Source organism: Antarcticibacterium arcticum, assembly GCF_007993795.1.
Classification (GTDB): Bacteria; Bacteroidota; Bacteroidia; order Flavobacteriales; family Flavobacteriaceae; genus Gillisia; species Gillisia arctica.
Map to the genome: position 1 here is coordinate 270,059 of NZ_CP042476.1, position 23,280 is coordinate 293,338.

Annotated in this window: 14 protein-coding genes; 8 read left to right on the forward strand and 6 right to left on the reverse strand. The window is 40.6% G+C overall.

Annotation, left to right across the window (positions count from 1 at the left end):
* Nucleotides 1-170: 170 nt before the first annotated feature.
* Nucleotides 171-1,823: a sodium/sugar symporter gene (locus FK178_RS01230; protein ID WP_146830222.1), complete on the forward strand. Its 1,653-nt coding sequence runs from the start codon at nucleotides 171-173 to the stop codon at nucleotides 1,821-1,823.
* A gap of 12 nt (nucleotides 1,824-1,835) precedes the next feature.
* Here the strand turns inward: FK178_RS01230 and FK178_RS01235 are convergent, their stop codons facing one another.
* Both FK178_RS01235 and galK read right to left on the reverse strand, forming a co-directional pair.
* Nucleotides 1,836-2,876: a UDP-glucose--hexose-1-phosphate uridylyltransferase gene (locus tag FK178_RS01235; RefSeq protein ID WP_146830224.1), complete on the reverse strand. Its 1,041-nt coding sequence runs from the start codon at nucleotides 2,874-2,876 to the stop codon at nucleotides 1,836-1,838.
* A gap of 31 nt (nucleotides 2,877-2,907) precedes the next feature.
* The gene (galK, locus tag FK178_RS01240; protein WP_240793870.1) at nucleotides 2,908-4,071 is read right to left on the reverse strand and encodes a galactokinase; all 1,164 of its coding nucleotides are present in this window, start codon (nucleotides 4,069-4,071) and stop codon (nucleotides 2,908-2,910) included.
* 120 nt (nucleotides 4,072-4,191) lie between these two features.
* Here galK and FK178_RS01245 point away from each other — a divergent pair, with 120 nt between their 5' ends.
* The 3 genes from FK178_RS01245 (at nucleotide 4,192) to FK178_RS01255 (ending at nucleotide 10,037) form a co-directional block, all read left to right on the forward strand.
* A complete protein-coding gene (locus tag FK178_RS01245) occupies nucleotides 4,192-4,893 on the forward strand; it encodes an NUDIX hydrolase (RefSeq protein WP_146830226.1) in 702 nt (233 codons plus the stop codon).
* A 174-nt stretch (nucleotides 4,894-5,067) separates the two neighbouring features.
* Nucleotides 5,068-7,437, forward strand: coding sequence for a glycoside hydrolase family 2 TIM barrel-domain containing protein (locus FK178_RS01250; RefSeq protein WP_146830228.1), 2,370 nt, complete (start codon nucleotides 5,068-5,070; stop codon nucleotides 7,435-7,437).
* An 11-nt stretch (nucleotides 7,438-7,448) separates the two neighbouring features.
* The gene (locus FK178_RS01255) at nucleotides 7,449-10,037 is read left to right on the forward strand and encodes a glycoside hydrolase 5 family protein (RefSeq protein WP_205677197.1); all 2,589 of its coding nucleotides are present in this window, start codon (nucleotides 7,449-7,451) and stop codon (nucleotides 10,035-10,037) included.
* Nucleotides 10,038-10,104: 67 nt separating this feature from the next.
* Here the strand turns inward: FK178_RS01255 and FK178_RS01260 are convergent, their stop codons facing one another.
* The 4 genes from FK178_RS01260 to FK178_RS01275 form a co-directional block, all read right to left on the reverse strand.
* Nucleotides 10,105-11,550, reverse strand: a complete 1,446-nt coding sequence (locus FK178_RS01260) for an alpha-amylase (RefSeq protein WP_146830232.1) — start codon at nucleotides 11,548-11,550, stop codon at nucleotides 10,105-10,107.
* A gap of 89 nt (nucleotides 11,551-11,639) precedes the next feature.
* Nucleotides 11,640-12,779 carry a SusF/SusE family outer membrane protein gene (locus tag FK178_RS01265; RefSeq protein WP_146830234.1) on the reverse strand — a complete coding sequence of 380 codons (1,140 nt, stop codon included), beginning with the start codon at nucleotides 12,777-12,779 and terminating at the stop codon, nucleotides 11,640-11,642.
* A 16-nt stretch (nucleotides 12,780-12,795) separates the two neighbouring features.
* Complete coding sequence (locus FK178_RS01270) at nucleotides 12,796-14,388, reverse strand: RagB/SusD family nutrient uptake outer membrane protein (RefSeq protein WP_146830236.1); 1,593 nt, start codon at nucleotides 14,386-14,388, stop codon at nucleotides 12,796-12,798.
* Between the two features lie 29 nt (nucleotides 14,389-14,417).
* Nucleotides 14,418-17,363: a SusC/RagA family TonB-linked outer membrane protein gene (locus FK178_RS01275; RefSeq protein WP_146830238.1), complete on the reverse strand. Its 2,946-nt coding sequence runs from the start codon at nucleotides 17,361-17,363 to the stop codon at nucleotides 14,418-14,420.
* 216 nt (nucleotides 17,364-17,579) lie between these two features.
* On the opposite strand from FK178_RS01275, the gene FK178_RS01280 reads away from it, so the two are divergent.
* The 4 genes from FK178_RS01280 to FK178_RS01295 all read left to right on the forward strand — a co-directional run bounded on the left by FK178_RS01280 (nucleotide 17,580) and on the right by FK178_RS01295 (nucleotide 23,210).
* The gene (locus FK178_RS01280) at nucleotides 17,580-18,602 is read left to right on the forward strand and encodes a LacI family DNA-binding transcriptional regulator (RefSeq protein WP_146830239.1); all 1,023 of its coding nucleotides are present in this window, start codon (nucleotides 17,580-17,582) and stop codon (nucleotides 18,600-18,602) included.
* Between the two features lie 133 nt (nucleotides 18,603-18,735).
* Nucleotides 18,736-20,256 (forward strand): MFS transporter, encoded by a 1,521-nt coding sequence (locus FK178_RS01285; RefSeq protein ID WP_146830241.1) that lies wholly within the window; start codon nucleotides 18,736-18,738, stop codon nucleotides 20,254-20,256.
* A complete protein-coding gene (pgmB, locus tag FK178_RS01290) occupies nucleotides 20,243-20,902 on the forward strand; it encodes a beta-phosphoglucomutase (protein ID WP_146830243.1) in 660 nt (219 codons plus the stop codon). Before FK178_RS01285 ends, pgmB begins: the two co-directional genes overlap by 14 nt.
* A gap of 1 nt (nucleotide 20,903) precedes the next feature.
* Nucleotides 20,904-23,210, forward strand: coding sequence for a glycoside hydrolase family 65 protein (locus FK178_RS01295; RefSeq protein ID WP_146830245.1), 2,307 nt, complete (start codon nucleotides 20,904-20,906; stop codon nucleotides 23,208-23,210).
* The last annotated feature ends 70 nt before the right edge of the window (nucleotides 23,211-23,280 follow it).

Sequence of the window (23,280 nt, forward strand, 5' to 3'; positions counted from 1 at the left end):
TTCAGCTTCCAATTATTTCAATAATGGGGAATTAATAAGTGTAGTAATTACAGTTATATCTGAATTTAATTTTATATTTAACCCGGTTTTTCAATTTTTCCCGCGGAAATGATTTCAAACTTTTGATCTTTCACTTAGGAAAAGCTTTTCTAAATATCTTATAGCACCTGATGACAACTACTTTTGGATCCTGGGATTACATAATTTTTATTTCCTATGCAGTATTAATTTTAGGTGTTGGATTATGGATGTCCCGTGAAAAGAAAGGACATCAGAAAAATGCCGAAGATTATTTCCTTGCGAGTAAATCCTTACCGTGGTGGGCTATAGGAACATCACTTATCGCCGCAAATATTTCGGCAGAGCAGTTCATTGGTATGTCGGGCTCTGGTTTTGCCCTTGGCCTGGCCATTGCTTCCTATGAGTGGATGGCGGCAATTACCCTTATAATTGTTGGTAAATATTTTCTTCCAATCTTTATTGAGAAAGGTCTTTATACAATTCCTGAATTTGTAGAAAAACGATTTTCTACCAATCTAAAGACTATCCTGGCGGTTTTCTGGATCGCGCTGTATGTTTTTGTCAACCTCACATCTGTGCTGTATCTGGGATCTCTCGCCCTTGAAACAATTATGGGAATCCCCATGATCTTCGGGGTGATAGGACTCGCACTTTTTGCGGTTGCCTATTCTTTGTATGGCGGACTCAAAGCCGTGGCCTGGACAGATGTGATCCAGGTGATCTTTCTTGTTTTAGGAGGTTTGGCAACCACCTACCTTGCCCTGAATATGGTTTCGGGAGGAGAAGGTGTTTTGGCCGGATTATCAACAATTTATGAAGCAGCGCCAGACAGGTTTGCCATGATCCTGGAGAAATCAAATCCCGAATACAATAATCTTCCCGGCCTGGGAGTGCTTTTAGGCGGTATGTGGGTAGCCAATTTATATTACTGGGGTTTTAACCAATATATCATACAACGTACCCTGGCAGCAAAATCTTTAAAAGAAGCACAAAAAGGGATCCTGCTTGCCGCCTTTCTTAAACTTTTGATCCCCTTAATTGTAGTAGTGCCAGGAATAGCCGCTTATGTAATGGTAAATGATCCCGAAATCCTTGCGCGTTTGGGAGAGGCCGGACTCCAAAATCTTCCTTCGGTTGGCCAGGCAGACAGAGCGTACCCCTGGTTGCTTCAATTCCTGCCAACAGGATTAAAGGGGGTAGCATTTGCAGCGCTTACCGCTGCCATTGTATCATCCCTGGCGTCTATGCTTAATTCTACTTCTACCATTTTTACCATGGACATATACAAGCAGTACATCAATAAGAATGCGAGTGATAAAAGCACAGTGAATATGGGCAGGATTTCTGCCACGGTTGCATTGATCATTGCGTGTATTATGGCTCCATTACTTGGAGGAATAGATCAGGCTTTCCAGTTCATTCAGGAATATACGGGGGTGGTTAGCCCGGGGATCCTGGCCATTTTTATCCTGGGATTATTCTGGAAAAAGACCACCAATAAGGGAGCAATTGTAGGAGCATTATCATCCATTCCAATTGCCATGTATTTCAAGGTGGCACCCAAAGGCTGGTCTGCCAACCCAATTTTTGTAGATGTGCCGTTCCTGGATCAAATGGGATATACCGCATTACTTACTATGGTCATTATTGCCGTTGTAAGCCTTGCCCAAAATAAAGGGAGAGATGATGAAAAAGGTATTCCGCTTAGCAGCCGCTTGTTTAAAACCAGTCCTACTTTTAATATAGGAGCATTTACTGTAATGATAATTTTAGTGGTTCTTTATGCTATGTTCTGGAAATAATGGGAATCACTTTTATCGTACGGAAAAATGAACATCGGGCAGTTCCCGAAGGCTTTGCGCCGCCTGTTCGGCTGTGATGTCCCTTTGCGGGCTCGCAAATAGCTCGTAGCCTACCATAAATTTTTTGATACTTGCTGAACGCAGTAAAGGTGGATAAAATGACATATGAAAATGCCATTCAGGGAAATCTTCCCCGCCTGTAGGTTGCTGATGGATCCCTGAGGAATAGGGAAAAGATGTCTCAAATAAATTATCGTACCTGATGCACAGAGCTTTAATAATTTGGGCAAAGGCTATTTCCTCCGGCCCATTGAGTTGGCCTATATGACGGTAATGAGTTCGCGGAAGTATCATTACTTCATAAGGCCACACTGCCCAGTAGGGCACCAACGCAACAAAATGTTCATTCTGTAACACAATTCGCTCGCCCGCTTCAAGTTCCTGATCCAGGTAGGCGGTTAACAGGCTCTTTTTATGAGCATTCCAGTATTCTTTTAATTTTTTGGTTTTTTTCAAGACCTCAGTTGGAATTGATCTTTGGGCCCAGATTTGTCCATGAGGATGAGGATTGCTACATCCCATGATCTCTCCCTTATTTTCAAAGACCTGCACATAATTGATGTTTTCAAGAGCTCCTAATTCCAGGTATTCCTTTTTCCAGGTTTGTATTACTTTCGTAATATCTTCAATTTTCATTACGGGCAGGGTAAGGGAATGATCGGGTGAAAAACATACCACTTTACAAATTCCTGTTTCAGATTCTGCCTGCAGCAAGCCGTTGGAAATTTTCTCTGCAGGACCTTCAGCCAAAAGAGCAGGAAAATCATTTTTAAAGCTGAAAGGTTCTTTATAATCGGGATTAACTTCCCCGCCGGAGCGGGTATTACCCGGGCATAAATAACAAGAGGGGTCATAAGAAGACATTATTCCGGCTGTAGTTTCCTCGGTCTTTCCCTGCCACGGGCGTTGGGTGCGGTGAGGTGATACAAGAACCCATTCCCCGGTTAATATATTATACCTCCTGTGTGGTGCCGAATTTAATGCTTCGTTCATATCTCTTTCAATATATTTCCTGGATGGAGGGTTACAATCGTTCTACAAAAGTACCCTCTCCCGGTGTAACGGTTATAGTATCTGGAGTAATTCCGAATTCTGCGCTATAGGCCTGAGAAACTTCCAGGGAGAATTTTTCAATCTTGCTTTCTTCCATGATATTTATGGTACAACCTCCAAAACCGCCACCCATCATTCTGGAACCGTAGATATAATTTTTTCCTTTGGTATAATTCACAAGGAAATCCAGCTCGGGGCAGCTCACTTCATACAAATCGCGAAGACCGGTATGAGATTGATACATAAGTTCGCCAAAATCCTCCAATTTTCCGGTTTTTAAAAGTTCGCTCCCTTTAAGCACCCGTTTATTTTCCTGAAGCACATATAGAACGCGATTATATTCTTTTTCTGAAAGCTGCGTTTTATACTTCTCCAGAGTTGCTAAATTCACATCCCGAAGACTTTGAATAGCTGTATCATTTTTTTGAAAAATGGCCAAAGCTGTTTCGCATTCCTTTCTTCGGGAATTGTATTCCCCATCTGCAAGGCTATGGGAAACCTTGGTATCGATAAGCAGCATTTTACAGGTTTTAAAATTAGCGGGAATAAACTCTGCCTCCAGGCTTAAACAATCCAGAAGTATAAGGTGTTCTTTTTTACTCATTACAGATGCATACTGGTCCATGATACCACAATTGGAACCTACAAAATTATTCTCGGCAGCCTGTGAAAGAATCACTATTTCCTCTTTTGTAAGCTCAAGATCGAATAATTCATTAAGACCTGCCGCAAGCCCGCACTCAAGGGCCGCAGAAGAACTAATACCAGCGCCAATGGGCAACTTACTGTTTATTTTACAGTCAAATCCCTGAAGGAATTTTCCCTTTTTCTGAATTTCGTTAACTACGCCCAGAATATAATTTTCCCAGGTCACCTGGCTTTTTTCAAAATTATTAAGGTCGAAACTGAGCCTGGAATTGAAAGTTTCACTAAGGATATTGCAGGTGGAGGGACTCCCATTCTTTTTCAGCTCAAAATAGATCTTTTTGTCAATGGCCGTAGGTAACACATACCCCAGGTTATAATCTGTATGTTCCCCAATAAGGTTGATGCGGCCCGGCGATGCTACCCGAACGTCCGCATTAAAAGGTGATATAAAAAGGAATTCTTCCATATTTTGACCTGCCTTCTGCATTTGTAAAAATTTAATTCTCTTTGAATTGCAAAGATATTAAATGTAATATATACATTAATTAATTCCTTCATAAAAAAGAGAAGCTTTTTGTATCTTAACATTCTAAACTAACAATAATTTATGTCCGGAGATTTAAAGGATTTTTATGCGCCACAGGATAAAATGTATGTGGCAACAGATTGTATAATTTTTGGTTTTGAGGATGGCCAACTCAAACTGCTTGTTTTTAAACGCCGCGTGGAACCTTTAAAAGGGGAATGGTCACTCATAGGTAGTTTTGTGAAAATTGATGAAGATGTTGAAGCCGCGGCCCAAAGGGTGCTGGAGGAGATTACCGGACTTAAGAATATTTTTATGGAACAATCCAGGTCTTACGGTGCTGCGCATCGCGACCCCGGGTACAGGTGTATTTCAATTGCCCAATATGCCCTAATACGTATAAATGATTATGATAAGGAGCTGGTAGAAAAACACGGTGCGCATTGGTATGAGATAGATGAATTGCCCAACCTTGTGCTGGACCATAACCAAATGGTAGAAGATGCACTGGACAAATTAAAACAAAAGGCAAGGTATCAACCAATTGGATTTGAATTATTGCCTGAAAAATTTACCATTCCGCAATTACAGCAATTGTATGAGGCTATTTATCAAAAGGAGCTGGATGCCAGAAACTTCAGAAAAAAGGTCCTTTCGCATAATGTTCTTATAAAATTGGAGGAAAAGGATAAGACCTCCAGAAGAGGGGCCTTCCTTTATAAATTTGACCATAGGACTTATCAAAAATTATTAAAATCGGGATATAATTTCGAAATGTCCTAAGGTAAAATGTTCATTAATTTAACCGTAAGTTATTAGACTTAAAATTTATATCTCAAATTATTTGTTTAATTAAAAATTAATGTAAAATTTACATTTATTAATTCAGGTATTCCAGAGGAAGTATTGCAGGTAATACTTTAATTATATTGTCTTGCAAAAAATGCAGTTTGTAATATGAAGAATGTTTTAAGATTAGTGTTTCTTATTTTCCTAGGCTGTTCATCTGTATCCTGTGAATGGGGTAGTGGCGGAAACATTTTAAAAAGGGCTTCAGGCCCAAGGACCATAGAAAATTACAATTCTTCCTGGCTGTTTCAGCGGCAGGAGGGTAAGGGTTCCAAATGGGAAAAAGTGAATTTGCCCCATAGTGTGAAGATTGAGCCCCTTATTGTAAATAATCAATGGCAGGGAACTTCGGTATATAGAAAGAGTTTTAATGTAGGCGCCCCCGATGGTAAAAAATGGTTTTTCCATTTTGAAGGTGTAATGCAGGAGGCACGGGTTTTTATAAATGGAAATGAAGCCCTCATTCATAAAGGAGGATATCTTCCGTTTACGGTAGATGCGACCCCATTCCTGGTACCACGCAGCGAAAACCGGATTAAAGTTGAGGTGATCAATAAAGACGATTCAACCATTCCCCCGGGAAAAGTTTTGAAGGATCTTGATTTTAACCTTTATGGCGGGATATACCGAAATGTTTATTTAATTAAAACCAATGAGATCTACATAACAGATCCTGTACAGGCAGATGTGGTGAACGGTGGCGGAATATTAATACATTTTGACGATCCCAATGAAGACAAAGCTTCCGGGATAATTAGCACCCATGTTAGAAATGAGTCAGATAAAGATAGGCAACTTAGTTTGGATATTAGCTTTACTGATAGGAATGGTAAAACTACCAATTTTAAATCTACTGAATATGATATTAAGGCCGGGGAGGAACTTACTATAACCCGGAAGGTGGAAATTGAGGAGCCACTGTTATGGTCTACCCAGCAGCCAAATCTTTATAATGTCAAAGTAGAAGTAAAGGATGGGAGAAAAGTTATTGACAGGAAAGAACTAAGAACGGGGATAAGGTCCCTGCAACTTACGGGAAAAGACTTTTTCCTAAACGGAGAAAAGATATTTTTAAATGGTACAAACCGGCACCAGGAATATCCTTACATAGGTTATGCCTTATCCAATGAAGCCCATTACCGCGATGCCTATAAGATCAAAGAAGCGGGATTCAATTTTGTAAGATTGTCACATTACCCTCATGCAAGCGCTTTTCTTGAAGCCTGTGATGAGCTGGGATTAATGGTCATGAATGCTATTCCCGGCTGGCAATATTTTGAAGAAGGAGACTTCGTAGAAAACGCAATTCAGAATATTAAGGATATGGCACGAAGAGACCGCCATCATCCCAGTGTGGTATTTTGGGAAAATTCGTTGAATGAATCTGAGATGCCTGAGGAGTTTATGGTAAGGGCCAATGAAGTGCTTAAGGCAGAATTACCCTATAGCAGTATATATACCGCGGGCTGGATAGACCATTCTTCTTATGATCTTTTTATACCTGCCCGGCAACATGGGAAGCCTCCCGGGTACTGGAATTTATATGATACCCCGCACAGGCCAATTCTTATCGCTGAATATGGCGATTGGGAATATTATGCTCAAAATGCCGGGTTTAACCAAAAGGCTTTTAATGACCTTAAGGAAGAGGAAAGGACAAGCGGGCAGCTTCGCGGGGCAGGAGAAGCAAGGTTATTACAACAGGCCCTTAATTACCAGGAAGCTTTTAACTCCAATTTAAAAGGAGGCCAAACAATTGGGCATGCCAACTGGCTTATGTTTGATTATAACCGGGGGTACGCCAGGGACCTTGAAGCATCAGGAATTTCAGATATTTTCCGCCTGCCTAAATTCAGTTATTATTTTTATAAGAGTCAGAAAGCACCGGGGAAGGATAAATTTTCAGAACCCATGGTCTTTATTGCCAATTACTGGACCCCGCAATCTACTACCAGCGTGAGGATTTTTAGCAATACAGAAGAGGTTGCCCTATATCTAAACGATGAATTAATTGAAAGAAAAACAGCCGAAATTAATGAAATATCAGATTCGCTCCCGTATCCTCCATTTACATTTGAGCTGGAAAATTTTCATAAAGGGGAATTACGTGCTGTTGGCTATATAAACGATCAGGAAGCTGCCCGCCACAGGGTTCAAACGCCGGAAATGCCCATAAAGATTGAGCTCGAGGCAGATCTTTCAGGAACCAATATTAATGAAAAGGGGGTCGATGTGATCTTTGTTTATGCGAGAATTGTAGATAAGAACGGGACTTTAGTTCCCACTTCTACTGCGCCCATTGAATTTAGCCTTGTGGACAATCCAAAGAACGCAAAAATAATTGGGGGTTATATTATTAATGCCGAAGCAGGTATAGCCACAATTCTATTAAGAACAGAACGCTTTACGGAATCTATAAAAATCCGTGCGAACTCGCATTCCCTTGGAGAAAGTGTTCTCACCATTAAAAATCCATAAAAATGAAACAAATGAATGCATTTTTTTATCTGTTTCTGTTTTTAAGTGTGGGGGCTTCAATAGGGCTGCAGGCTCAGGAAATTGACAAACAGGATGTATTTGTAGATGATAATGGTGTTATGCGTTGGGGCCATAATATGGAAGAGGTAAAAGGTTTTGGCGTGAATTATTCGGCCCCTTTTGCACATGGGTTCCGCACGGCCAAAAAGCTGGGAATAGATCTTAAGGAAGCAATAGATAAGGATGTGTATCATTTCTCCAGGTTAGATTTTGACCTGTATCGTATTCACGTTTGGGATACTGAGATAAGCGATGCTGAAGGAAACTTACTTGAGAACGAACACCTTGAATTATTTGATTATTTGCTGAAGCAACTAAAGGACCGCAACATTAATTATGTGATAACTCCCATCGCCTACTGGGGAAATGGTTGGCCGGAACCCGATGAGGAAACCCCGGGATTTTCTCATAGATACGGGAAAGACAACAGCCTTACAGATCCCGATGCCATAAAGGCCCAGGAAAATTACCTCGCTGAGTTTCTAGAGCACGTAAATCCGCATACCGGGGTGGCATATAAAGATGAGCCAAATTTAATAGCAATTGAAATTAGCAATGAGCCCCATCACAGGGGCACCCCGGAGGAAGTCACCACCTTTGTGAAAAAGATGGTAGATGCATTGCGAAGCACCGGCACCAAAAAACCAATTTTCTATAATGTGAGCCACAGTGTTCATTTGGCAGATGCCTATTTCGCAGCAGGAATCCAGGGAGGTACTTTTCAATGGTATCCAACGGGATTGGGATTTCAAAAGGAATTGGAAGGAAACTTATTACCTAATGTAAATGAATACAAAATTCCTTTTGATGAGGTTATAAAAAAGAATTCCGGGGCGAAGCTGGTGTATGAATTTGATGCGGCCGATGTGAACAAGTCTTATATCTATCCTTCAATGGCAAGAAGTTTCCGCGAAGCGGGGATCCAAATCGCCACCCATTTTGCCTATGACCCAACTTATATGGCGCACGCCAATACAGAGTATAACACACATTATATGAACCTCGCTTATACGCCTGCAAAAGCGCTGGCTTTGATGATAAGCGGTAAGGTGTTTCATAAGATCCCAATGAACCAGGATTATGACACATACCCTCAAAATCTCACATTTGAAGATTTTGAGATAAGTTATGAACAGGATCTCGCCATTTTTAATTCTGAAGAAGAATTCATTTACACCAACTCCAATACGCACAGCCCCAAAAATATTTCGCAATTGAACAAAATTGCCGGTACGGGGAATTCTGAAGTGGTGAAATACGAAGGCAATGGAGCATATTTTCTGGATAAACTGGAGAACGGAGTTTGGCGCCTCGAAGTAATGCCGGATGCGATTCTTGTAGATAATCCCTTTGGAAGAAATAATCTGGATAAAACGGTGGCCGTCATAAACTGGCATAAATGGATGATGTCCCTGGTATTACCAGATCTCGGAGAAAATTTTACCATACGCAGTCTTAACCCGGGGAATAATTTTAAACCGGAGATTAAAGGGAATTCATTTGCAATTGAACCGGGAACCTATCTTTTAACTCGCAAAAATGTACAAACCGCTTATACCGGCAAAGAGAAGTGGAGGCATATAAATTTAAATGAATTTTATGCTCCGGAAACAACGGTAACAAAAACCTATGTGCTCCATGAACCGGTGAAGGAAATAATGGTCGGTGAAAAATCGTTGGAAATAAACGCACAAATTGTTTCCAACGATAAGGTAGAAAAAGCTGAAGTCTGGTTGCAAAACGGCAACAGCTATCATAGTATAGAATTAAAACATAAGCAGGCTTATACTTATTCAGCCTTAATTCCTGAAGATCTTTTACAACCGGGTTTCCTTAAATACAGGATAATTGTGAGTACACGATTGGGAACTTTCACTTATCCCGGTAATTTAAGTGGAAGTCCGGGAGATTGGGATTATTATGATAAGGGAAGTTATACAACCAGGATCGTGCGCGAAAAAACTCCCCTTTATTTATTTAATGCTGCAGAGGATCACGAGCATGTTGTTGGCAAATGGCAACGCGGCAATAAATTGGTACCCGGCCTTCTCCCGGGCCAGGCAGAATATCAGGTTAAGGTGGAACAATTATTCGTGAAAGATGAAGAAAACCTGAATGCACTCCCTGTATATGATTACTCCTTCAGGTACAATTTTTCAGAAAAGATCAAAGTCAGGGAAGGGGAGATCTCTCAAAATCAACATCTTGTTCTTAAAGGGAGGAGCCTTACGGGTAAATCAAAGAAAATACAGGTGGCAGTGGTAGATAAGCACGGCGCTGCATTTGGAAAGATCATTGAATTAGCCCCTGAGGAAAAAGATTATATTATAAATATTAAAGATCTGCAGCCAGTTAAGACCGTGAGCTTACCACGCCCGTATCCAACTTTTTTATCCTATTATTTTGAACATGAAAACAGGAATGATCTAAATATGGAAGTAGCAGAAGCTTTGCAAATATCCATAGGCCCGGGATTGGAAGAACCGGAATTACAAGTATCTCAGGAAATTGGAATAACCAGTTTAAGGCTGGAAAAGTAGAATTAAATGGCCAATAAACAAAAACTGCCGGGATTTCCCGGCAGTTTATTTTAGCTATAATTCAAGATCAATTAGTTATTGACCAGATACTGTAAGACCCCGCAGGTGCTTCTATACTCACACTGCCATCTGCCCCGGTGGTAGGTTTATAGGTGGTTTTTCCACTGTAGTCCATAAGCGTGGTATTTGTCCAATGGGAGTTAATTGTACGTCGCTTGGTATTGGAACTTGTGTTGATGTATAGTATTAAACCGGGATTGGTAGAAGTTCCTTTTCTTCTCATTACATATTCATCATTGTCATTGTAAAGTATTTCCACATCGCCTGTCGCAAGAGTATTATGCAGAAGAATAAGCTTTTTCAAATCATCCTGAAATGCAGCATTTTCATAATCTGAATAAAATATGGTAGGATAACCGTCATGGGTTAAAATATAAGCATAGGCCTTCAATTTATTTTCGGCAGCTATCCGGTTATCTGCATTCGAATCTTTTTCTGAATCATGGTTTGCAACAAAAGTTACGGCCATTTCAGGATGGGTTTTTCGTAACATATCTTTTCCCAAATAGGTAAGGTCATTATGGCGGTCAAAGGCTTCTTCCATTTTGTAGAAAGCGGAAAAGTCAAAGGCCGGAATTCCTGCAGCGGCTACCCAGTTTCTAAGGTTGTTAGCATTGCCATCCCAATTTTCTCCCACTGCAAATCCGCCAACTTCATCCATCCATTCTTTGATTACCCATGGTTCAAACCCCTGAACATAATCAAATCTCCAGCCATCAAAGCCCATTACATCCTGGTAGTATTTTGCTACAGAATTATCTGATTTCCATAACCAGTTCTTTACATATTCCTGATTGTGATCGAGGTTTTGTTCGGCATAAAATAAGCTGCCATGATCATAATCGCTGGTGCTGTTGGGATAAAAATTCTCATAATTCCTGTTGAACATTCCCGATGCATTTCCATGGGTTCCGTCAAAAAGCGTATAGGTGTTTTTATTGCGGTAGGGGTTCCACTCAAGGCCTCCACCAGAGTTGTGGTTTATTACTATATCTGCGATCACCTCCAGGTCATTGGCATGGGCATTCGCAATTAAAGTAACCAGCTCATCCCGGGTTCCAAAACGCGTAGCAACAGTGCCATGTTGATTGAATTCGCCAAAATCAAAATAATCTGAAGGGTCATATCCCATAGAGTAGCCACCGGACTGTCCTTTGGTGGCTACTGGAAGCCATAAACGGTCTATTCCCGCATTTGCCCATCCTTCAACTTTCCCGTTGATAATCTTCCACCATTCATGCCGGGGCTCCACATCCCAATAGAATGTTTGCATCATTACCCCTGTGCCATTCTTATAATTTTCAAGGTTTAACGCGCCGGGCTCGGTAGGGGTTGTAGGTACCTGGCCGGGATTATCATCTGTATTGTCTATTGGGTCATTGTCGCTGGAACAGGAATTAAATCCTATCATCATGGACATTACCCATCCCATTAATATTATTCTTCTTTTCATACTCGTTTATTTATTAAAAAAAGCTGCCCGGGAAATGTATTGGTTTACCAATTGATCCTCCCGGGCAGCTCTAAAAAATTATTTAAAATCTATAATTTGATAAATATGTATCTACCGGTAAGGTCGTTGAACCAAATATCATAAGTTCCCCCAGATACAGGAATATTTGGACCATTATCACTTGTTGCAAGGCCGCTCATCGCGGTATTACCACCCCAGCTTACCGCCCAATCGTTATCTGCACGGAATTTCATTTCACCGTCATTTAGTTCTATTCCTTTAATGTACCAGATATGCGGATCGAACTCAGACTTCGTCATATCCTGATCTGCATCCCATCCATTTGGAGTGGAATCACCAATTATTCCAATTGTAGCATAGGTTGTAGACCCACTCGCATCATATGGAACAACAGTGTAGGTCATTTCATCTAAGTTCACCGTTATGGTATAATAACCTGTAGCGCTTACCGCAATAGCCGGAGGATCTGTATCGCCTTCCGTTGCTCTGTATAGCAGGTTGCCATTTTCTCCACCATATTGGGGAGCCCATTGACCCTTTACTTCAACAAGTTTCCAAAACATATCTGCACCCCCGGTTAATTTACCTGTATAATGGTAAATATTAGGATCTGCTGCATCTCTAAATAATGGATAGTTATTACTAGTGGCTGAATTATCCCACCCGGTAGCAGTTGCACTTCCAACAAGGAATAGGTTTTTAAACACTTCTTCCTCTTCTCCTGTTTCTGGTAACACCACAGTAATAGATTTCACTTCAGATGTTTCACTAAGGCCATTACCACCATCGGTTCCGGCAAAAGCGCGAACTCTAAAATAAAGCATTCCGCTATTGGGAGCATCAGTATTTGGGTCACTATCCAATCCTGCATCTTCAGCAAGGGTCATTAATTGTCTAACAGTTACCGCAAGATTATTCTCCCCGGTAGCTCCAAGGACATCAAAACTGCCAAAATTGGCGTCAGTTGATCCCTGTAATTGATAGGTAATATTGGTAGGCACATCAAAATCTACAGTATTCCATACAAAACGCTCGGCCACATTGGTTGCGGTAGCAGCTGTTAAAACATAATTAGCATTAAAGCTGTTAATAAAGCTTATACCTTCAGGATCCGGTTGTGCAATGAACACCACATCATCATCGCTGGTACAGGAGTTAAGTCCGGTAAGAGCAACAAAGGCAAATAATAAGATAGAAAGTTTTTTCATTTTAATTTTTTTAGTATTAATAACCTGGGTTTTGAGTTAAGTTTGTGTTTACCCCAAGATCTGACGCTGGGATAGGCATTAAATTTCTATAAGAAGGAGTAGTGCTACCCTGTGGTACGCCACCTTTGAAAGCCCAGATACCATTTTCAGTAAACTGGTTGAAACGTATAAGATCTGTTCTTCGGTGTGCTTCCCAGTACAATTCTCTTGCTCTTTCATTAAGAATAAATGTTGGGGTAAGGTCTCCTGCGCTAATATTCTGGCTTGGGTTTCCATAAGCGCGCTCCCTTAGTTCGTTAATATAACCTACAGCTTTAGAAACATCTCCTCCCTGGTTTCTCGCAACCACTTCAGCATACATCAAATAGGCATCTGCAAGTCTAAACATTGGAAAATCTGTATCCACAAATCCAGCCGGATAATCACCTCTGTTTCCATTTACATTTACATTCTTGTATTTTGCCACAGCATAGCCGTGATTAAAGTTACCGATACTTAGGACTTCTTTGGTTTGTCCATCTGAATGAAAAAGGGCACGGGTATCATCACTATCAGCTCCACCAGGGAACTTGTCAACAAACTGCTGAGTTGTTCTTAAACCTGCCCAACCACCGTCTATTCCAAAATCCCGGGGCACCATAGTACCACCTACTGAGGCATGAATTATAAATGTCATACCCCCATATGACTGGGTGTTTAAAGCATCAAAAGTTATTGGAAAAATTATCTCTTTTTGCGCTCCATTCCGGTCATTATCTGCAAGAAAAAGATTCTGGTAGGGTACATCCGGGATTTCATAACCTGCCTCAATAACTTTGGTCGTATAGGTTATTACATCTGCGTATCGTGGAGTTCCTGTATACGTTTCAGCGTTCAGGTAAAGTTTTGAAAGCAACATCCAAACTGCAGCCTGATCTGCTCTTCCATAAGTATGTCTTGGAGGAAGAATTTGATTTTCTATTGCCTTTAGTTCAGATTCTATAAACGCGAAAAGAGATTGACTGTCTGTTTGTTGAGGTAGGAAAGCCCCAATTGGGTCATTTTCTGTAATAAACGGAGGGTTGCCAAATAGATCCAGTGCGTGCCAGTAGCTTAATGCTCTTAAGAAGCGGGCTTCAGCACGGTAATTCTGAATATCTGTTCGCAGTTGCCCATCAACACCTCTATCTGAAAGGGCTTCATCTGAAGTTTGTCTTAGAAACTCATTGGTCAAGGCTACCTGGTACATAATACGGCTGTACATGGTTCTTATGAATTCATTACCAGATGTCCAGGTTTGAGCGTGAAGGTTGGCAATTGTGCCATCGTTCCATCCAATTACGGCCTCATCTGTGGTAAGTTCCTGCATCGAGAAATAAAGTCTCAGGTAATTTGAAAATCCTTCATCAAGACCGGCAAGATCTGGTTGGCCGGCGGGTCCTTGCTGGCCGCTTAAGGCGATGCCCGCATAAAGTTTGGCAAGAAACTGTTCATAGGATGCCGGGTTGCTAAAAACAGCAGCAGATGTTTGCCTTTCATCTTCCGGAGCAAGGTCCAATTCGTCCTGGCATGATGTAAACATCATGAAACTGATAAAGACGAAAAGAATAGGTCTGAATTTTTTATACATAATATTGTTATTTAATACGTTCATAAGTTCTAAAAGGAGAAGTTAAGTCCTACCACCACATTGCGGGTCCTTGGATAGAAATTGTTATCAATCCCATTGCTGATTTCCGGATCTAAACCAACGTAATCTGTGATGGTTAACAAATTGGTTCCCGTTAAACTCGCTCTTACATTTACAGCATCTCCCGGAATAAGATAAGAAAGGGACACGTTATCCAGTCTCACAAAATCTGCTCTTCTTACATAATAATCTGAGAAGAACTGGTTTTGTTGGAAATTGGTTTGCAATACATTGGCGTTAAGGTTTGAATAGTAATCCTGAGGAGTTACCGTACCTGCACCCACAAATCCGTTGCTGGACTGCGTGTTATTGTACACATAATTTCCAAAGTTTCCTCTGAAGGTAAAACTAAAATCAAGGTTTTTGTAGCTTATGGAATTGGTGAATCCCATAAAATAATCTGGTGTTCCTTTTTTATAGGCTTGTTTATCTGCCTCTGTGATTTGATTGTCTCCGTTCACATCAACATAAGCTCCTTCAATTGGTTGGCCCTGTTCGTTATAAACCTGGCGGTAAACAAAGAAGGTGGAAGGATCATATCCTTCTTTCCAGATCTGGATGTTGTTACCAACACCTCCTGAAATTCCTCCCTGTGGAATAAAGAAATTAGGATCCTCTCCAAGTGATAGTCTTGTAATCTCAAGATCCTGGAAAGTGATATTATAATTTACATTCCAGTTGAAATCATCTGTAGAAACTAAAATTCCATTTAGTCCAACCTCTATACCACGGCTTACCGTTTCACCCACGTTGGTAGTTAAAAGATCTGAAAGGTTTGCTCCAGCAGGAACAGGTACCGTAGCCAAAAGATCCTCGGTTCTGCGGTAATATCCATCTACACTTCCTGATAAACGGCCATTGAAAAATCCAAAATCAAGACCTGCGTTATAAGTTTGAAGTTCTTCCCATTTAAGGTTAGCATCAAATTCCTCAGGTCTTAATGTATTTACAAATCTTGGAGATCCATTTGAGTTATAACCAAATTGAACATCAGCTCTTCCACGGCTTGGGGTATAGATACCCAAATAACCATAATTCCCTCCAATTTCCTGGTTTCCTGTTACCCCGTAACCTGCACGTAGTTTAAGATCTGAGAAGAAAGTAGAATTCTGAAGGAAAGGCTCATTCATCAATTTCCAACCTACAGAGACAGAGGGGAAATTACTCCACCTGTTTTCTTTCGAAAATCTTGAAGAACCATCACGACGGTAGCTCGCAGAGATCAAATACCTGTTTGAAATATCAAAACTTGCTCTTGCAAAATAAGATTCAAGGGCATTTCTATTGATATTAAAGGTGTTTTGAAATTCATTGGATTGGGTAAAGCGTTGACGGTCTCCTATATAGAATTCCTGGTAAGAATGTCCTGCTGTAAGATCCAGTTTTGTGTCAATAGCTTCTATGGCACTCTTGTAGTTAAAGTAAAAATCAAGAAGGCTGTTTCGGTTAATTCCCGTGTAATAATTTTCATAGGCTATATCATCACCCACAACGGCCGATGTTAAAGGCCTGGTCTCAAACCCATCAAGTTCAGAATAATCTATACCTGCATTTAAGTTGAACCTTAATTCAGGAAGAAAATGGAAACGGTAATCAAGGTTTAAATTTGAAATTGTCCTTTTATTGGTAGAGTTATTTTCCCTTTGCTCCAAAAGCGCTAGTGGGTTCCTTGTAGCTTGTCTAAACTCGGTTCTCAAAGGGTCAGGATCTGAACCACCGCGAAATTCGAAATAACCACCAAACGGGCTGGTAGGGTCATAAACAGGTTGTGTAGGGTCAAAAGAAACCGCTGCACCTATTGCTCCCTGATCTGCAAAATGGTTTTGATCCAGGATCCCCTTCGCATTTAAGGTGATTTTCAAATTTTTATCAAAAAGATCCTGAGTTAAAGTAGCATTTATAGCTGTTCTTTCATAAAGGTCTGTTTTTAAAACCCCTTGTTGATCTGTTCGGTTTAAATTCACTCTATATGTAAAGCTATCAAAACCTTCAGATACAGTTACGTTGTGAATAGCTCCCAAAGATGTTCTGTAAATCTGGTCCTGCCAGTCGGTATCTGCATTTCCTAAAAGAGCGGGGTTGGTACCCGGCGCATTGGTAACAATATCCCTGAATTGTGCAGCATTAAGAACATCCACTTTATCTGTGATCTGGCCGAATGCCACTTTTATATCATAATCCATTGCGAAATCAGATTCCAGGCTTCCTTTTTTAGTAGTGATAAGGATAACCCCGTTCGAAGCTCTTGACCCATAAATGGAAGTGGCCGCTGCATCTTTCAGGATTACGAAATCTTCGATCTCATCTGGGTTAATTGCGTTCAGCTGGTTTCTCACACCCTGTACACCTCTTTGGTCAAGAGGAATTCCATCAACTACTATAAGAGGGGAGTTGTTACCGGAAAGCGAAGATCCTCCACGAATCCTGATCTCAGATCCTCCACCCGGTTCGCTGCTTGGAGTAATTCTTACCCCTGCAGATTTACCTGCAATAAGGGTTTCCGGGGAAACCACCGCACCTCTGTTAAATTGTGCCGGGCTTATTTTTTCTACTGCTCCGGTTGCATCCTGACGGGTTGTAGCCCCATATCCAATTAAAACAACCTCCTCAAGAGCGGCGTCGCTTTCATCGAGCTGGACATTTAAATTTGTTTGGCCTGCAAAAGTAATTTCGCGGGAGGAAAAACCTAAAAATGAAAAAACCAAAACATCGCCTTGGTTTATATTTGAAACTGTATAATTACCATCAAAATCGGTGGTAGTGCCATTGGTGGTTCCTTTTACCAGAATATTGACCCCCGGGACGGGAAGGCCGGTAGCACTCTCGGTCACGGTCCCGCTAACGGTTTGTTGGGCAAAAAAGCTCATTGGCAGCATTAGCAGCATCATCAACGTGCTTTTAAATAATTTTTTCATAGATGAATTTGATTAGTTTAACTAAATATTAACTGTATATTCTCACTTCCGGATGTTAAAAGTATGTAAAATTTGGGTGCTCTTTTGGCCGGTTCCACCGAAAACAGTAGCGCAAACGTTTTCGTGTTGAAAACTTTTATAATTTGCCGATATGGGGGTAAATTGTGATAATTTTACAAAATCAATAGAATTTGCCCTAAACTTTGATATTCAAGCATGAAGAAGAAATTAACTTTAAAACAAATAGCCAAAGAATTAGATGTTTCTGTATCTACCGTTTCCAAGGCATTAAGAGATAGTGTAGAGATAAGCGAAGATACCAGGCAAAAGATAAAAGCATTTGCAAAACTCTATAATTATAAGCCCAATAATATAGCCCTGAGCCTGAAGAATAAAAAGACCAAGACAATAGGGGTTATCATACCGGAAATTGTACACCATTTTTTTACGACCGTTATAAGCGGTATAGAACAGGTTGCTAATAAGCGGGGTTATAATGTTATAATTTGTATGTCCAATAATTCCTTTGACAAAGAGGTGATCAACATGGAAATGCTTGCCAATGGAAGTACAGACGGATTTATTTTAAGCGTAGCCAAAGAAACCCAGCAAAGGGGAGATTATCACCATTTGCTGGAAGTGATCAACCAGGGGATGCCTTTGGTGATGTTTGACAGGGTAATTGATGAAATAGAATGTGATAAAGTAATAATTGACGATACAATTGGTGCACGCGAGGCGGTGCAGCATTTAATAGATATAAAATGTAAGAACATTGCCCTTATTACCACCGTAGATTATGTGAGTGTGGGAAAATTGCGTACCCAAGGTTATCACGAGGCACTGGTTCATAATAATATGAAGATCAATGATGACCTTATTCTTAAAGTGGAGGATTTTGACCACAGCGAGGAAGAAATAAGAAAATTTTTATCTGGGAAAGATATAGACGGGGTTTTTGCGGTAAATGAACACTTCGCTATTTATGCCATTAAGGCTTTTCATGAGAATGGTCTTAGGGTTCCGCAGGATGTTTCGGTGGTAGGTTTTACCAATGGAGAATTGTCCAAACAATTCATTCCAAGTTTAACCACAGTAAGCCAGCATGGAGCCGAAATGGGGGCCCAGGCAGCGAGGTTATTAATCAAAAAACTGGAGAATGATGAAGGGGAAGAGGAGCCTTATGAAACAATAATCGTAGAGACCAGCCTTATTGAACGCAATTCTACAAAACGCTGATTTAATTAAAAACAATTAAAAAATTATATATCTTTACCACCATAAAATAATAGTCAAAACTGATATTTTCCCTTCCGTTAATATGTTTTGACGAGTCTTAGCGCTTGTCGGAGTAAGTAAATTAACTCGCGATATGCAAAAACGTAACCTTAGTTTTTGGGAGATCTGGAACATGAGTTTCGGATTCCTTGGTATACAATTTGGTTTTGCCTTACAAAATGCAAACACCTCCCGAATTTTTGAGACCCTTGGAGCAAATGTCGAAGACATTCCCATTTTATGGATTGCTGCACCTGTTACCGGTCTGGTCGTACAACCTATAATAGGTTATTTTAGCGATCGTACCTGGACCAGGCTGGGTAGAAGAAGACCATATTTTCTAATAGGAGCCATCCTTTCTTCCCTCGCGCTTTTTATAATGCCAAATTCTCCCACTTTATGGGTAGCAGCAGGAACGCTGTGGATCATGGATGCTTCAATTAATATTTCCATGGAGCCGTTCAGGGCTTTTGTTGGAGATAATCTACCCGAACGGCAGCGCACGCTCGGGTTTTCAATGCAAAGTTTTTTTATAGGTACAGGGGCCGTAGTTGGTTCTGCCTTGCCCTGGGTATTTACCAATTGGATAGGGTTGAGCAATACAGCACCTGAAGGAATAATCCCAGACTCAGTAAAATGGTCGTTTTATGTGGGGGGTGTAGTTTTCTTCCTGGCAGTACTATGGACAGTAGTGAAATCCAGAGAGTATTCCCCTTTACAACTCGCCGCTTTTGAAAAAGCCAGGCTTGAGGTAAGTCCTGCAAGGGTTGAGGTAACAAATAAAAAAGCCAATATAAGAAACCAGTTCATGTCCGGCCTTATCATGACCATAACCGGTCTTGTGGTTTCTACCGTGATTTATTATAACGAGTTAACCAAGGAATTATACATCCTTTTTGTTGGACTTGTAATTATTGGTCTCCTTTTCATGATCGTTTCACAATTGCGAAGCAAAGATGTAAGGAATGGTTTTACCATTATAATGACAGATATGCTAAATATGCCCGCAACTATGAAACAACTTGCCTGGGTACAGTTTTTTTCCTGGTTCGCGCTTTTCTCCATGTGGATCTATACTACCCAGGCAGTTACCGGCCACGTTTTTGGTACTACAGATCCCACATCTGTCCTTTATAATGATGCTGCAGACTGGGTGACAATAATGTTCGGGGTGTATAACGGGGTTGCGGCCGCGGTGGCGTTCCTTTTACCGGTACTTGCCAGGAGAACCAGTAATAAATTTACACATATGCTCGCTCTTATTGCCGGGGGGCTTGGTTTGCTTTCTATTTATTTTATTTCAGATAAAATTGGTCTTATCATGGCCATGGTTGGAGTTGGTATTGCCTGGGCAAGTATCTTATCTATCCCGTATGCCATGCTTTCAGGAGCTTTGCCTTCAGCAAAAATGGGATATTATATGGGGGTGTTTAATTTCTTTATTGTGATACCCCAAATTGTAGCAGCAACAATACTAGGATTTTTAGTGAAGGAATTTTTTAATAATGAACCTATTTATGCATTGATCATAGGTGGGTTTGCAATGATACTCTCAGGGCTTCTAACCCTGCGTGTAAAAACAAATATAAAACTGGATATAAGTGTACAAAAATAAAGGGATAATATTTGATCTTGACGGTGTAATAGTTGACACGGCAAAATTTCACTACCTCGCTTGGCGAAAGCTGGCCAATGACCTTGGGTTTGATATTACAGAAGAGCAAAATGAAGAATTAAAGGGTGTAAGCCGGGTGAGATCTTTAGAAAAGATCCTGGATTGGGGAAATGTAAAACTATCACAGGATAATTTTATGGAGCAAATGGCCCTTAAAAATGACAATTACCTGTCCTATATTTCCACAATGACCCAAAAAGATATTCTGCCCGGTGTGCAGGACGTTTTGAATTTTTTTACTGAAAATAATATCCCAATTGCTTTGGGATCTGCCAGTAAAAATGCCAGATCTATCCTGGAAAAAACGGGGCTTCATCAAAAGTTTACGGCAGTTGTAGATGGTAATGATGTGGAGAAAGCAAAGCCGGATCCAGAAGTTTTTTTAATTGCCGCAGAAAAACTTGGTATTGAGCCAGTTAATTGTATTGTTTTTGAAGACTCCCAGGCAGGAGTCCAGGCAGCAAATATTGCAGGAATGATAAGTATTGGAATTGGCAGTAAAGAGGTACTACATGAAGCCGATTATGTATTTGCCAATTTTGAAGAAATAGAAATGAATTTTTTAAAAAAATTATTGACACAATAGTATGAATCAGGATTATATAAAACCAGACAACTGGTCCATAATTGAAGAAGGTTTTGAAGGAGGACGTGTTAAATCTTCTGAAAGTTTATTCAGCATAGGAAATGGAGCAATGGGCCAAAGGGCCAATTTTGAAGAGAATTACAGTGGGGAGACCTTTCAGGGCAGTTATATTGCGGGAGTTTATTATCCCGATAAAACAAAAGTGGGCTGGTGGAAGAATGGTTATCCGGAGTATTTTGCCAAGGTGCTTAATGCTCCTAACTGGATTGGAATTGAAGTATTGGTAAACGGGGAAATTTTTGACCTGCACACCTGTAAAAATATTGAAGATTTTCGCAGGGAACTTAATATGAAGGAAGGGTGGTATCAAAGAAGCTTTATCGCCACGCTGCCTAATGATGAAAAAATCAGGATAGTAGCTACCAGATTTTTATCAATGGAAATTGATGAGCTTGGGGCAATAGATTATTCCGTAGAACTTTTAACGGAAGCAGCCGAGATTACCTTAAGACCTTACCTGGACAGTAGTATTACAAATACCGATGCTAACTGGGAAGAAAAATTCTGGCAAACTCTTAAGGTAAAAACCGAAGGAGACCAGGCTTTTATAACCGCCAAAACCCTTAAAACCGAATTCCATGCCTGTACCTTTATGCAATCAAAGGTATTGCTGAATAATAAGGAGTTGAATGCACAATTTGAAGAGGAAATTCTTCAGGATAAAGTCACTTTCTCTTACAGTCAAAAGGTTGAAAAGGGACAAACTTTAAGCTTGCAGAAGTTTGCAGGTTATGTGACAGATATGAACCATGAGAGAAATGACCTGGTTGATGCGGCGAAAGCCGTACTGGCAAAAGGTATGGATCATGGCTTTGAAGCTTTGCTGAACATGCAAAAAGAGGCATGGGCCAGAATATGGGAAATGGCAGATATTTCAATAGATGGAGATATCAAAGCCCAGCAGGGAATTAGATTCAATATCTTTCAGCTCAACCAAACATATTCCGGGAAGGATGAACGACTTAATATTGGACCGAAAGGGTTTACGGGAGAAAAGTATGGTGGCAGTACCTATTGGGATACCGAAGCATATTGTATTCCTTTCTACATGGCCACCAAGGACCAGCAGGTCGCCAGAAATTTATTGACCTATCGCTATAACCACCTGGAAAAAGCAATTGAAAATGCCGGAAAGTTAGGCTTTAAAAATGGTGCAGCTTTGTATCCTATGGTAACCATGAACGGGGAAGAAAGCCATAATGAATGGGAGATCACCTTTGAAGAAATTCACCGGAATGGGGCCATAGTTTTTGCCATCTATAATTACGTGCGTTTTACGGGAGATTTTGATTACATACCGGAAAAGGGTCTGGAAGTTATTATTGCAGTAGCAAGATTTTGGCAACAACGGGCGAACTTTAGTACTCCCAAAAACAAATATGTGATCCTTGGGGTTACCGGGCCAAATGAATATGAAAATAACGTAAATAATAACTGGTACACCAACTACATCGCGCAGTGGTGCCTGGAATATTGCGTTTCAATGGTAGAAAAAGTGAAGGACGGGCATAAGGAAGATTTTGATCGAATCGCCGGGCTCACCAGTTTAACAGATGCTGAACTCCTCGCGATGAAAGAAGTGGCAGATAATATGTATTTCCCTTTTTCAGAAGAGTATGAAGTGTACCTGCAACAGGATAACTTCCTTGACAAGGAAATTATTCCGGTTTCAAAATTGGAAAAGTCACAACGCCCAATCAATCAAAAATGGAGTTGGGACAGGATCCTGCGTTCCTGCTATATTAAGCAGGCAGATGTTTTACAGGGATTTTATTTTTTTGAAGATAATTTCAGTATAGAAGAACTGGAAAAGCATTTTAAATTTTATGAGCCGCTAACGGTACATGAATCTTCCCTTTCTCCTTGTGTACATAGTATACAGGCCGCAAAACTGGACCGTATGGAACAGGCTTATGAATTTTACCTGCGTACATCGAGACTGGATCTTGATGATTATAATAACGAGGTGGAAGAAGGTTGCCATATTACCAGTATGGCGGGTACATGGATGAGCATTGTAGAAGGTTTCGGCGGAATGAGGATTGTAAATGACCAGTTAAGTTTTACCCCGAGAATCCCTGAACAATGGAATGCATATTCCTTTAAAGTAAACTTCCGTAACCAGATCATCAAAGTAGAAGTTACGGCGGGCAAGACTAGTTTTTATCTGGAGGGTACAGATTCTCTGGACATTCTGGTGAATGGAAAAAAAGAAACTATAGGCCTTAATACGCCGCTTGCGGTCTAAGAACGGGTCCGCTTTACTGGGATAAGTAATATAAATAATTTTCCAGGATCCTGCCATTTCCAGGATCCTG

What these genes read in the sequence shown, in the direction of transcription:
- FK178_RS01230 (WP_146830222.1), top strand. Translation starts at nt 171, where the DNA reads ATGACAACTACTTTTGGATCCTGGGATTACATAATTTTTATTTCCTAT.
- FK178_RS01235 (WP_146830224.1), bottom strand. Translation starts at nt 2,876, where the DNA reads ATGAACGAAGCATTAAATTCGGCACCACACAGGAGGTATAATATATTA.
- galK (WP_240793870.1), bottom strand. Translation starts at nt 4,071, where the DNA reads ATGCAGAAGGCAGGTCAAAATATGGAAGAATTCCTTTTTATATCACCT.
- FK178_RS01245 (WP_146830226.1), top strand. Translation starts at nt 4,192, where the DNA reads ATGTCCGGAGATTTAAAGGATTTTTATGCGCCACAGGATAAAATGTAT.
- FK178_RS01250 (WP_146830228.1), top strand. Translation starts at nt 5,068, where the DNA reads ATGAAGAATGTTTTAAGATTAGTGTTTCTTATTTTCCTAGGCTGTTCA.
- FK178_RS01255 (WP_205677197.1), top strand. Translation starts at nt 7,449, where the DNA reads ATGAATGCATTTTTTTATCTGTTTCTGTTTTTAAGTGTGGGGGCTTCA.
- FK178_RS01260 (WP_146830232.1), bottom strand. Translation starts at nt 11,550, where the DNA reads ATGAAAAGAAGAATAATATTAATGGGATGGGTAATGTCCATGATGATA.
- FK178_RS01265 (WP_146830234.1), bottom strand. Translation starts at nt 12,779, where the DNA reads ATGAAAAAACTTTCTATCTTATTATTTGCCTTTGTTGCTCTTACCGGA.
- FK178_RS01270 (WP_146830236.1), bottom strand. Translation starts at nt 14,388, where the DNA reads ATGTATAAAAAATTCAGACCTATTCTTTTCGTCTTTATCAGTTTCATG.
- FK178_RS01275 (WP_146830238.1), bottom strand. Translation starts at nt 17,363, where the DNA reads ATGAAAAAATTATTTAAAAGCACGTTGATGATGCTGCTAATGCTGCCA.
- FK178_RS01280 (WP_146830239.1), top strand. Translation starts at nt 17,580, where the DNA reads ATGAAGAAGAAATTAACTTTAAAACAAATAGCCAAAGAATTAGATGTT.
- FK178_RS01285 (WP_146830241.1), top strand. Translation starts at nt 18,736, where the DNA reads ATGCAAAAACGTAACCTTAGTTTTTGGGAGATCTGGAACATGAGTTTC.
- FK178_RS01295 (WP_146830245.1), top strand. Translation starts at nt 20,904, where the DNA reads ATGAATCAGGATTATATAAAACCAGACAACTGGTCCATAATTGAAGAA.